Consider the following 12125-nt stretch of genomic DNA (forward strand, 5'->3'; position numbering starts at 1 on the left):
CATTGGCGGCGTCTTGCTGGGCTTTGCTTTCGCCCTGGATGTGTTGTTGGGGTACGGGATTGGGCGTGATATCAATATTGATCAGCTTTTGAGGCTCTGGATTATTTTTAACCCCGTCCCAATGATAGATATCATTTTTCTTTGAATCCGCGAAGGCAACACCCATATCGATGGACACAACGTTATTCGGGTTATTCCACCAACTGCCCGACGTATCAACAGTACTGAGACCTTTATTCCAGAGATCCGCAAGATAATTATAGCTATTATAGAAACCGCCACCCGCCGTTATTTCCGTACTAGAAACGCCCAGCACAGTGCCGATAAGACCGAGATTAAAGGAGGCAGCATTTGTAAAGTTGGGGACAAAACGATCACCCAAGTCACCACTTGCGCCCTTATAGCCGCGCTGCAAGTCCCCGTCACCACCCTGCCTTAACGATTCATAAAGGACTTTATAAACTTCGGTCCGGATGGAAATCTCAGGATTTTCATAGTTAATCGCGCCTTTACTTCCACCATTTATGCCATCACGAATAGCGGCGTATTTACTGACAACGCTCTTGACGTCGTATTCCATCGGAACCATGTAAGGCTCACTCGTCCAGGGGTCGATAATGTAATTACCGGCTCCATCATCAAGCCATTTGGCCGGAACGTCCTTACCCTTCCTTGTTTGGACTAAAAACTCATCTTTACCAAACTGCCCCTTCTTAGCTAGCGTTGTTAACATAACCACTCCTTATTAAGACTCTAACAACTACACACTCATTGATGCGCATAAAACTCAACACGCACACTTCCTGTTTTATCCACGCCTTTCATAACAACCTTGCGAGCGTCCAAGCTTGAACGCCCCAATGCAAACTCCACACGGACTTTACTATCAAGAGTCCACTCTATTTTTGGAGAGTTACTCCTATCAGAAAATGAAGCACACCCAGCAGAGTAAACCTGATACTCCCTGTCTTTTATCGCCACCTGCACATCCATTGTCTTATTGAAGATGACTATTTCGTCATAACAATAGGGAGAAAGCCCGCCACCACCTGAATAACTAACCAGTGCCGCAGTACTCCCTCCTCCTGGGGAGGGATAGAGTTTGATATAAGCCCCCTCTAACGAAAACGAAGCCGGCTTCAGATAAATCAGAAGAAGTACTGAATGCCAAGCGGCCCACCCAACCCCAAGGCAAAAAAAACTAAACTTTATTAATTTACCCACGCCTATACCTCTCAAAAAAAAACGATAAAAATGGCCGGTCATTTTTCCAGAGTTGAACTCACCCTCGAAAGCAAACCTATCCCCTCAACGCTCTCTAAAACTCTCATCCACATGCTGTTGCAGCGGACTCAGGAAGTACTCGATAACCCGCCGCTGATCGGTCTTCACTTCCGCGGTCACCGACATCCCCGGCGACAGCGCCACTCGCTGTCCATTGACCATCAGATGATCGGTGTTCAACCGAATACGACTGCTATAGATCAACCCGCGTTTTTCATCCTCGATGGCGTCGTTCGAGACGCTGAGCACTTCGCCGTCGACGGTGCCGTATTTGGTGAAGGTGAAGGTTTCGACCTTGACCGTGACCGGTTGGCCGGCGCGGACGAAGCCGACATCCTTGTTTTCCAGCATCGCTTCCACTTCGACCGGCTGATCCGCCGGGACGATGACCATCAACGCCTGGGCCGGGGTGACCACGCCACCGACGGTGTGGATGGCCAGTTGTTGGACGGTGCCGTCCACCGGGGCTTTGAGGCTGGTGAGGGTTTCCTGATAGCGGGCCTTGGCCAGTTCCTGAACCAGGCTCGCGGCTTTTTGGTTGGCCTCCTGTTGCAGGTCGAGCATGGCGCGGCGGGCCTGGGCGACAACACCCTCGCGCCGGCGTCGTGCCTCGCCCTGGGCGGCGGTGGATTGCAGGACGCTGGCTTGCTGCACGCTCAACTGACGTTGCAGGTCCAGTCGGGCCTGTTCCTTTTCCAGGTATTCATGGCGCGCCACGTACTGTTGCGCCAACAGCCGCTGGTAGTCCTCGGCCAATTGCGTGGCAATCGGCACGGTTTGTCGAAGGCTCGCCACCTGCGCCTGGGCAGACTGGATTTCGGCGCTGCGCTGCAGAATCTCGGCGTCCACCAACTCCAGATTGCTGCGGTACTCCTGATACTGACCCTGCAACCAGCGCTGGGCGCTGAGCACCTGTTCAGGGTTGGCGTTCTGAATGCTGTCCACCAGCGACGCGGGGGGTTGCTGGTGGTTGATCGCATCGAGCATCGCCGCGCTGCGTGCGGTGTCGATTCGTGCGCCCAGCAGATCACTCTGAATCCGTCTGACGTCGGCGTCCGCCGCCGTCGGATCGAGCTCGACTAACAACTCGCCGACTTTCACCGCCTGACCGTCGCTGACGTGGATCGCTCTGACCACCGCCGTTTCGCTGGATTGAATCAGCTTGGTCTTGCCATTCGGAACGATCTTGCCCGGCGCCACAGCGACCACTTCAATCTTGCCGACGCAGGCCCAGAGCAGCGCCAACACAGCGAAGCCCATGATGCTCCAGACAAATATTCTCGGCGCCGGATGCACCGGCGTGTCCTGCAACTCCAGCGCCGCCGGCAGAAACTGCGCCTCATGGGGTAGCCGATGTGGGCCGTCCGTACTTTTACGCTGGCGCCAGGAGTGTCGCCAGGCATGACGATAGCGCTGCAATAGCGAAGGGTGTGCGCTCATGGGAAATCGATCCTTGAATCCGGAATACAGTGAATGCCGCCGCGCCTGATTCAAGGCGCGGTCGACAAACGAGTGACAAACGATTGAGGGGCTACTCAGCCCTGCTGCATGCGGTGCAGACGCGAATAGTGGCCGGCCTGATGAGCCAGCAACTCGGCATGGCTGCCCTGCTCGACGATTTGCCCGCGGTCGACCACCAGAATGCGATTGGCGTCGCGCACCGCAGACAGTCGGTGCGCGATGATGATGACCGTGCGGCCGGCGCAGATGCTTTGCATGTTCTGCTGGATGATCCGCTCGGACTCGTAGTCCAGCGCGCTGGTGGCCTCATCGAAGATCAGAATTCGCGGGTTGCCGATCAAGGCGCGGGCGATGGCGACCCGTTGCCGCTGACCGCCGGAAAGCGAAGTGCCGTGCTCACCCACTATGGTGTCGTAGCCCTCGGGCAACTCCAGAATGAATTCATGAGCCCCGGCCATGCTGGCGGCGTGCATGACCGCTTCGAGCGGCGCGCCCGGATCGGTCAACGCGATGTTTTCGCGGATGCTGCGGTTGAACAACATGTTGTCCTGCAGCACCACACCGATTTGCCGACGCAATGATGAAACATCGGCCAGCGCCAGGTCCATGCCATCGACCAACACCCGGCCACGCTCCGGCACATACAAGCGCTGGAGCAGACGTGTCAGCGTACTTTTGCCAGACCCGGAACGCCCCACCACACCAATCACCTCACCGGCCGCGATCTGCAGACTGACCCCGCGCAGAACTTCGGACCCATCGGCGCGATAACGAAAATGCACCTGGTCGAACTCGATCTGCCCCTGGAGTGGCGGCAACGCGCTGCGGGTGGCCTGGGACAGTTCGGTACGGGTGTTGAGGATATCGCCCAGACGCTGCACCGAAACACCGGTTTGCTGGAAGCTGGTCCACAGCTGTGCCAGGCGCATGATCGGGCCGCTGACGCGCCCGGCGAGCATGTTGAAGGCAATCAGTTCGCCAACCGAAAGTTGACCATCGATCACCAATCGAGCCCCCAGCCAGAGGGTCGCCACGGTGACCAGTTTGCCGATCAGCGACACGCTTTCATTGGCGATGGTGGATAAGGTCTGGGTCTTGAAACCGGCAGCCACATAAGCGGCCATCTGGTTGTCCCATTTGCGGATCGCCTGAGGTTCGACGGCCATGGATTTCACGGTGTCGATACCGTTCACGGTTTCCACCAGAAACGCCTGGTTCTCCGCGCCACGGGTAAAGCTGTCCTGCAACCTGGCACGCAGCAGTGGCGTGACAAACACCGAAACCAGCACATACAAAGGCAACGACAGCAACACGATCAGGGTCAGCCAACCGCTGTAGTAAAACATCACCAGGATGAACACCAGGGAGAACAGCACATCCAGCAGCAAGGTAATGGCATTGCCGGTCAGAAAGCTGCGGATGTTCTCCAGTTCACGCACTCGGGCGACCGAATCACCGACTCGCCGCGCCTGAAAATACGCCAGCGGCAGGTTGATCAAATGCCGGAACAGCCGCGAGCCCAGCTCCACGTCGATACGGCTCGCGGTATGGGCGAATACGTAGCTGCGCAGACCGCTCAATGCGGACTCGAACAGCATGATGCCCAACAACCCGGCGGCGATCACATCGAGCGTGGTCAAGCCGTGATGCACCAGCACTTTATCCATGACCACCTGGAAAAACAGCGGTGTCACGAGGGCGAACAATTGCAGGGCGAACGACACCAGCAACACTTCGCCCAACAATTTGCGGTACTTGACGATGGCAGGAATAAACCAGGTGAAATCGAAACGCGAGGTTTCGCCAGGCAGCCCGGCCTCGGAGCGCACCAGCACCAGCTCGCCGGTCCAGCGTGCCGCCAACGCCTCGAAGGTGATGACTTCGGGGCGATCCGAGCGCGGGTCCTGGATCAGCGCTTTGCCTTGATCCAGCTTGGCGATGATGAAAAACGTTCCGTCGCCATTGGCCGCAATCGCCGGCAAAGGCGTACGGTCCAGCCGCGCGATGGTGGTGTTGACCGATTTGGCTTTGAGTCCCAGCTTGCGGGCAGCGAGCAACAGTTCGCGTTGGGTGAACACCTGATTCGTCGGAGCGAATTCGTGGGCCAGTTGTTCGGCAGACGCTGCCACCGTATGAAAACGGGCCAGCATGACCAGACACACGAGACCGGTATCTGGCGTGGGCGACTCAGCGCCCCTTCCTTGATCACTCATAAGCTTCCATGCACGCCGCATTGCGGCAAAAAATTCGTAGACCTTTCAACAGGTTGTAACAATTTTGAAACATTAGACATCAATACGCCATCATTTCCTGAGATTTATTTCACTCAGGCGTATGAATGAGCGATGGCTGCCCGCGACGCTTGATGATCAGAGTGCCTTGCGTTCCTGCGGCGGCAGGAAATCCCGATCCGGGTCGTAGTCCTTGGTCAGGTACATCGCAAGGTCGGTCAGGTCCACAGGACTCAAGGTCCCGGCCGCCTGCTTGAGTTTGAGCGTATCGATGATGTAGTTGTAACGAGCGTTGTTGTACTCGCGCACGGCGCTGTACAACTGGCGCTGAGCATTGAGCACGTCAGCGGTATTACGCGAGCCCAGATCACGGCCGACCTGATTGGCCTGAACCGAGGCCTGGCTGGAGCGAATCGTCTGTTGCCGGGCAATCACCTGCTCAATATCGGAATTGACGGCGCGGTAGAAATTGCGGGTGTTTTGCACGACTTCGCGACGTCGGTCTTCACGCTCGTCTTCACTCTGGGCCAGGCGTTCTGTCGCTTCACGCACTTGCGAGCGGGTCATGCCGCCGGCGAACAACGGAACGTTCAGCTCCAATCCGATGCTGCCTTGGGTGACATCGCCCCGGTAGCCATTACGCCCGAAGTCGGTCGGGTTGCTATAGCCGAAGCTGTCGTTGTCGCCCTTGCGCCAGGACGCCACCGCATCGACGGTCGGTGCATAGCCGGCCTTGCGCTGGCGGTTGGTCTGCTCGGCGGCAATCACGGCATAACTACTCGCCTGCAACGCAAGATTCTGACGTACCGCCTGACTCACCCACGTATTGGCGTCGTTGGGTGTCGGAAGCTCCACGGGCAGCTGATGTTGAATCCCTTCGATCGCCGAATACTCCTGACGCGTTAAACGAGACAGTGCCTCAAAGGCATCATCGACCTTGCGCTCGGCCAGTTTTCGGTTGGCGCTCGCGTTGTCGTAAGCGGCCTGTGCATCGAGGACATCGGTGATGCTCGATGCGCCATTCTCCAGGCGAGCCTGGGCCTGTTGCTGTTGACGCTTGAGCGCCGCTTCCTCGGCTTTGGAGGCTGCCAACAGATCCAGTGCACGCAAGGTTTCGAAGTAACTCTGTGCTGTCGTCAGCACCAGCCCCTGTTCTTTCGCGCCCAGTTCAAGTTCGGCCTGTGCTGTACTGGCGTGGGCGGCCTCGAGTTGGAACCAGCGATCGGCACGAAACAGCGGTTGATTCAGATTGGCCTGAAAGACCGTTGTGCTGCGGGTACGTGTCAGACTCGGCTCATCTCGTTGCAGCCGGACCGACTCCACCGTGCTTCCCGCATTGAGCGTGGGCAGTAGCCCGGCGCGGGCTTGAGGAACACTTTCGCGCCGAGCCTGGTAATCATGTCGCGCCGCAGAGAGCTGAGCATCGTGCTCAACGGCCTGTCGATAAACGCTCAGTAAATCGGCACGTTCCGGACTTGCGTCAGCCATCAGCGGGGTCGTCGCTACTGCAAGAATCAATAGCGGTGTGAAAAAACGGGTGGGATGAGTCATAACAATCCATGTTGCAATCTGATAAAACGATTCAGCTATGCTGATGAGGGCGCGCATCCTACGCCGAGCCCGAGGCAGCAACAAGAATGATTTGTAGCCACTGGCCATCATTCATGGAAAAGACACCGCTGACGGGCCTTGACCTCACGGCAGTGTCTGGCGATAAAAACCTTATCCGCATCACCCAATCCAGCGGGGTAGCGACATGACCACAGCAAACATCCTTGGCAACCTGTTCCCGACGGCCCGCGACATCCCGGAGAAATACCGCCTCGATGGGCAAACCGAACAACGCGAATACCTGGTCGATGGCGTTCTGAAAATCTGGAATGGCCCCTTGGCAGTGGTTCGCAGCCCGGTGTACCTGGCCGGTGAAAACGCTGATGAGCAAGTGATCCTCGGCAGCACACCGCTGCTCGACGCCGACACCGCGCTGACCGCCCTCGACGCCGCTGTCCGCGCCTATGACCGTGGCCAGGGCATCTGGCCAACCATGCGCGTGGCCGAGCGCATTCAGCATGTCGAAGCTTTCCTCACCCGCATGCGCGAACAACGCGAGGCGGTGGTCAAACTGCTGATGTGGGAGATCGGCAAGAACCTGAAGGATTCGGAAAAAGAATTCGACCGCACCTGCGATTACATCGTCGACACCATCAACGCCCTCAAGGAGCTTGACCGGCGCTCCAGTCGTTTTGAACTGGAGCAGGACACGCTCGGCCAGATCCGCCGCGTACCGTTGGGCATCGCCCTGTGCATGGGGCCTTACAACTACCCGCTGAACGAGACCTTCACCACGCTGATTCCGGCGCTGATCATGGGCAACACCGTGGTGTTCAAGCCGGCCAAGCTCGGCGTCCTGCTGATTCGTCCGTTGCTGGAAGCCTTCCGTGACAGCTTCCCGGCCGGGGTGATCAACGTGATCTATGGCAGTGGCCGCGAGACCGTCAGCGCGCTGATGGCCAGCGGCAAGATCGATATCTTTGCCTTCATCGGTACCAACAAGGCCGCCAGCGACCTGAAGAAACTTCACCCGAAACCGCACCGTTTGCGCGCAGCGCTGGGGCTGGATGCAAAGAACCCAGGGATCGTGCTGCCCGAGGTGGATCTGGACAATGCGGTCAACGAAGCCGTCACCGGCTCACTGTCGTTCAATGGCCAGCGCTGCACCGCGCTGAAGATCCTCTTCGTCCACGAGCATGTGGTCGACAGGTTCATCGAGAAATTCAACCATAAGCTCGCCTCTCTCAAACCCGGCATGCCGTGGGAAAGCGGCGTGTCACTGACCCCGCTGCCGGAGTCGGGCAAGGTCGATTACCTGCACGGCCTGGTGGACGATGCCGTCAGAAAAGGCGCCAAAGTGGTGAACGACAATGGCGGCCAGGCACGCGGCTCATTCTTCTATCCGGCCGTGCTGTACCCGGTGACCACCGACATGCGCGTCTATCAAGAGGAACAGTTCGGCCCGGTAGTGCCTATTGTCCCTTATCGCGACCTGGACACAGTGATCGACTACGTCCTTGAATCAGACTTCGGTCAGCAATTGAGCCTGTTCGGCACCAATCCCGTCGAGGTTGGGCGGTTGGTGGATACCTTTGCCAACCAGGTCGGGCGGATCAACATCAACGCCCAATGCCAGCGCGGCCCGGACACTTTCCCGTTCAACGGGCGCAAGAATTCGGCCGAAGGCACGCTGTCGGTGCACGATGCGCTGCGGACATTTTCGATCCGTACGCTGGTGGCGACCAAGTTCCAGGAGAGTAACAAGGAACTGATCAGCGACATTATCCGCGGACGGGACTCGAGTTTCCTGACCACCGACTACATTTTCTAGAAGGCACACTGAGGACAAACAGCGAACCCGATGACTGCCTTTCGATCGTCCCGACTGCCACCGTTGCTGCGCCAATTACTACGTCCGTTGCTGGACCCGTATCGGCGCTATCGCAACGCCAGACTGATCCACGCCGTGCGGGTGTCGCTTGGGTTGTTGGCGACGATTGTGCTGACCACCGGGATCAACCTGCCGCACGGTGAATGGGCGTCGGTGACCATGCTGGTGGTGATCGGTGGTTTGCAGCACCACGGCAATATCGGCAAGAAAGCCGCCGAGCGTGCTTACGGCACGCTGATCGGCGCTGGCGTGGGTTTGCTGCTGGTGGCGCAGCAGGTCTGGCTCGGTCTGCCATGGCTGACCTACTTCGGCATGTCGGTGGTCTGCGGTTTCTTCTCATACCACGCGATTGGCAAGGGTGGTTACACCGCGCTGTTGTCGGCGATCACCGTGTTCATCGTCGCCGGCCACGGCGACAACCCGCTGACCGATGGGCTCTGGCGCACGGTCGATATTCTCATCGGTATCGTCCTGGCGCTGGCCTTTTCCTTCGCGCTGCCGCTGTACGCGGTCTACTCCTGGCGCTACAAACTCGCCAGTGCCTTGCGCGACTGCGCGAGCATTTACAGCTGAATCATCCGTGGCCAATCGGTCACCGACGACCACTACCTGAAGATGCTGGGACGCCTCAACGGCATGATGGTGCAACTGCGCTCGCTGATGCCTTCAGTGTCCAAGGAAGTACGAATTTCCATGACCGAACTGGACGCCCTCCAGCGCAATCTGCGGATGTGCATCAGCACCCTGGAAATCCTCGCCAACACCCGCCCCGACGCAAGCGACGAACACGCCATGGCGCAGCTGCAACTGGCGCTGAAAACCGAGCACCGACAGATTCGCGTTTTACTGATTGGCATGGCCCGGGCGTTGCAATCCGGTGCGACACAACGCCTGGAACGCGACATCGACGAGGCAGCACCGCAGACCCGCATGGACTCCCCGGTCTACAGCGCTCTGGACGGTTACCGGTTACTGACCCGGCAACTGGCTGCCAACCTGAGTGACATGCGCCAGCGATTGGTGAAGACCGCGCCCCGTTGGAAAATCTGAGTTTGAGTTACTGCGTCACGACTTTACGAACGCCGTTGCCCCAGCCTTGTTGCATGCCGGCGGCCGCCAGCAGAATCGCGATTACACCGATCCATTGCAGCAGCTCCAGGCGATGGCCGAAGGCGAACCAGTCGACGAAAATCGCCGCAATCGGGTAGATGAACGACAGTGCGCCGGTCAGTGCCGTCGGCAGTTTCTGAATCGCGCCGTAAAGCAGCACGTACATCACGCCGGTGTGCACGATGCCCAGCGTCAGCAAACTGGCCCAGGCGCTGGATTGTTGCGGCAAGGCGGAAAAATTCGCCCAGGGCGCCAGCAACAGCACACCGGTGCAGACCTGAATCAGCGCAATCAAGTGCGGCGGCGTGCCCGTCAGGCGTTTGATCATCAGCGCGGCAAAGGCATAAAGCAGTGCGGCGCCCAGGGCCAGTGCAATCCCCAGCAGGTATTCACCTCCCCCCACACCCTGCTCGCCATGAGCACTGACAATTGCCAGCATCCCGAGAAACGAAACCCCCAGCCAAAAGAGCTTTTGTGCGGTGATCTTCTCGCCCAGAAACAGCGCCGCCAGGCCGACCAGCATGAACGGTTGCACGTTGTAGACCGCCGTACCAATGGCAATCGAGGCCCGGGAATAAGAGGCAAACAACAGCACCCAGTTACCGACAATCGCGACCCCGCTGAGCACCGCCAGCAGGAACGTGGTGCGGGTCAGAATACCTGGGCGCAGGAAGCCGAACACTGCGCAAATCAGCAGCAAGGTGGCGGCACCGAACACACAGCGCCAGAACACGACGTCCAGCACGGGCTGGCCGGATACCAGCACGAACCATCCGATGGTCCCGGAAATAAGCATGGCGGCGGTCATTTCCAACGAACCACGGCGCAGTGTTGTATCCATGATCAGGCTCCTCGATATGAGCCCAAAGTATGCCAATCCCTTGCCGCGCTACTCCAGCGTCAAATGCAGGCTAAACTGCGGGTTCACCTTTTTTATCAAGGCAGATTCAAGCATTTGCCTAATGGGGCTTTACATGACTGACGACATTGACCAACTGCTGATCGCAGCCCTCATGGAAGACTCCCGACGCTCGCTCAAGGCCCTGGCACAGATCAGCGGCCTGTCATCGCCCAGCGTCGCCGAGCGCCTGCGCCGGCTCGAAGAGCGTGGCGTGCTCAAGGGGTATACCGTTGAGATCGATCCAAAATGCTTCGGCTATCAGCTGCAGGCCATCGTCCGCATCCGTCCGTTACCGGGCCAGCTGCAGAATGTCGAACGGCAAATCCAGGCCATCCCCGAATTCACCGAATGCGACAAGGTCACCGGCGATGATTGCTTCATCGCGCGCCTGCACGTGCGTTCGATGGAACAACTGGACACCCTGCTCGACCGCCTTAACAGCTATGCAGAAACCAATACCGCGATCGTCAAGAAGACCCCGGTGAAACGGCGGTTGCCGCCGATGGCGTGAGTGCTGATTTGTTCCGAACGGCGTAGGCTGAGGGTTTTCCGGCGAAGGATTGGCGGTATGAAGACTCGGGCAATGTTATTGGCGGTGCTGATGCTCGCCGGGTGCGGCACCATCCAGACAGTGGTGCGCCACGACGATGTGGCCATAAAGAGCCTCAAGGAGCAGAAAAGCTACTGCGGCGCCATCCCCCGAATCTACAGCGGTGTGACCTACGATTTCTGCACACTGAATGCTCCCCTGCACTCAGGTATCGATGAGCAGGACCACAAAAACGCCACGCCCGTCGTTCTGATCGATGCCCTCATTTCCGGCACACTCGACACCCTGCTGTTGCCCTACACCGTTTACCGACAACAGACCGACGGCAGCATCATCGTCTCCGAATGAGCCCTGCCCGAATGCCAGGCAACAAAAAACCCGCCGTAGCGGGTTTTTTGCTCAAGGCTGGCGATCAGTCATCGCGGCTCATGATGCCGAAAATCTGCAACAAGCTGATGAACAAGTTGTAGATCGATACATACAGGCTGATGGTCGCCATGATGTAGTTACGCTCGCCGCCATGAATGATGGCGCTGGTCTGAAACAGAATGCAGACCGAGGAGAACAGCACGAAGCCCGCGCTGATCGCCAGTTGCAGACCGCTGATTTTGAAGAACATGCCCGCCAGCGTCGCGCCCAGCAGGACGAAGAAACCAGCGGTGATGAAACCACCGAGGAAGCTCATGTCCTTGCGGGTGATCAGCACATAGGCCGACAGACCACCGAATACCAGTGCGGTCATCGCGAAGGCCGAGCTGACCACTTCAGCGCCGCCTTGCATGCCCAGGTAACGGTTGAGAATCGGGCCCAGCAGGAACCCCATGAAACCGGTCAGGGCAAACGCCGACACCAGGCCCCAGGCCGAATCACGGAGTTTGTTGGTCAGGAAGAAAAGCCCGTAGAAGCCGATCAGCACCACAAACACGTTCGGGTAACCGACACGCATCTGCTGAGCGACGAACGCCATCACACCGCTGAATGCGAGCGTAAGGGCGAGTAAGCCGTAAGTGTTGCGCAGGACGCGGCTAACCTCTAGCTGCTCAGCCTGCACGCTGTTATTAACTGCGTAATCCTGTTCGCGCATGGCGACACTCCTGTTGGTTTGAAACGTTCAGTCGCAAAGATCATAACAGACGCTCTGTAACA

Annotated in this window: 9 protein-coding genes and 1 pseudogene; 4 read left to right on the plus strand and 6 right to left on the minus strand. The window is 58.1% G+C overall.

The window, feature by feature from the left end; genetic code table 11:
- Positions 1 to 768: 768 nt before the first annotated feature.
- From NTD87_RS21970 to NTD87_RS21985, 4 genes are all read right to left on the minus strand, one after another.
- On the minus strand, positions 769 to 1224 hold the full coding sequence (locus NTD87_RS21970) for a hypothetical protein (RefSeq protein ID WP_262116280.1): 456 nt from the start codon (positions 1222 to 1224) through the stop codon (positions 769 to 771).
- 84 nt (positions 1225 to 1308) lie between these two features.
- A complete protein-coding gene (locus tag NTD87_RS21975) occupies positions 1309 to 2724 on the minus strand; it encodes an HlyD family type I secretion periplasmic adaptor subunit (RefSeq protein WP_262116281.1) in 1416 nt (471 codons plus the stop codon).
- A gap of 95 nt (positions 2725 to 2819) precedes the next feature.
- On the minus strand, positions 2820 to 4958 hold the full coding sequence (locus NTD87_RS21980; RefSeq protein WP_262116282.1) for a type I secretion system permease/ATPase: 2139 nt from the start codon (positions 4956 to 4958) through the stop codon (positions 2820 to 2822).
- Between the two features lie 156 nt (positions 4959 to 5114).
- Positions 5115 to 6527, minus strand: coding sequence for a TolC family outer membrane protein (locus tag NTD87_RS21985; RefSeq protein ID WP_262116283.1), 1413 nt, complete (start codon positions 6525 to 6527; stop codon positions 5115 to 5117).
- A 205-nt stretch (positions 6528 to 6732) separates the two neighbouring features.
- On the opposite strand from NTD87_RS21985, the gene NTD87_RS21990 reads away from it, so the two are divergent.
- On the plus strand, positions 6733 to 8358 hold the full coding sequence (locus NTD87_RS21990; RefSeq protein ID WP_262116284.1) for an NADP-dependent glyceraldehyde-3-phosphate dehydrogenase: 1626 nt from the start codon (positions 6733 to 6735) through the stop codon (positions 8356 to 8358).
- A 30-nt stretch (positions 8359 to 8388) separates the two neighbouring features.
- Positions 8389 to 9468: pseudogene (locus tag NTD87_RS21995) on the plus strand (FUSC family protein).
- Between the two features lie 7 nt (positions 9469 to 9475).
- Here NTD87_RS21995 and NTD87_RS22000 read toward each other — a convergent pair.
- Entirely contained in the window at positions 9476 to 10369 is an 894-nt protein-coding gene (locus tag NTD87_RS22000; RefSeq protein ID WP_262116285.1) for a DMT family transporter, read from the minus strand.
- 133 nt (positions 10370 to 10502) lie between these two features.
- On the opposite strand from NTD87_RS22000, the gene NTD87_RS22005 reads away from it, so the two are divergent.
- Together NTD87_RS22005 and NTD87_RS22010 are read left to right on the plus strand one after the other, a co-directional pair.
- Entirely contained in the window at positions 10503 to 10940 is a 438-nt protein-coding gene (locus NTD87_RS22005) for an Lrp/AsnC family transcriptional regulator (protein WP_262116286.1), read from the plus strand.
- A 57-nt stretch (positions 10941 to 10997) separates the two neighbouring features.
- Positions 10998 to 11327: a YceK/YidQ family lipoprotein gene (locus tag NTD87_RS22010; protein WP_262116287.1), complete on the plus strand. Its 330-nt coding sequence runs from the start codon at positions 10998 to 11000 to the stop codon at positions 11325 to 11327.
- Between the two features lie 64 nt (positions 11328 to 11391).
- On the opposite strand, the gene NTD87_RS22015 is transcribed toward NTD87_RS22010, so the two are convergent.
- Entirely contained in the window at positions 11392 to 12063 is a 672-nt protein-coding gene (locus NTD87_RS22015; RefSeq protein WP_071555346.1) for a Bax inhibitor-1/YccA family protein, read from the minus strand.
- Between the last annotated feature and the right edge of the window lie 62 nt (positions 12064 to 12125).

The organism is Pseudomonas sp. 6D_7.1_Bac1, assembly GCF_025465945.1.
Taxonomy (GTDB): Bacteria; Pseudomonadota; Gammaproteobacteria; order Pseudomonadales; family Pseudomonadaceae; genus Aquipseudomonas.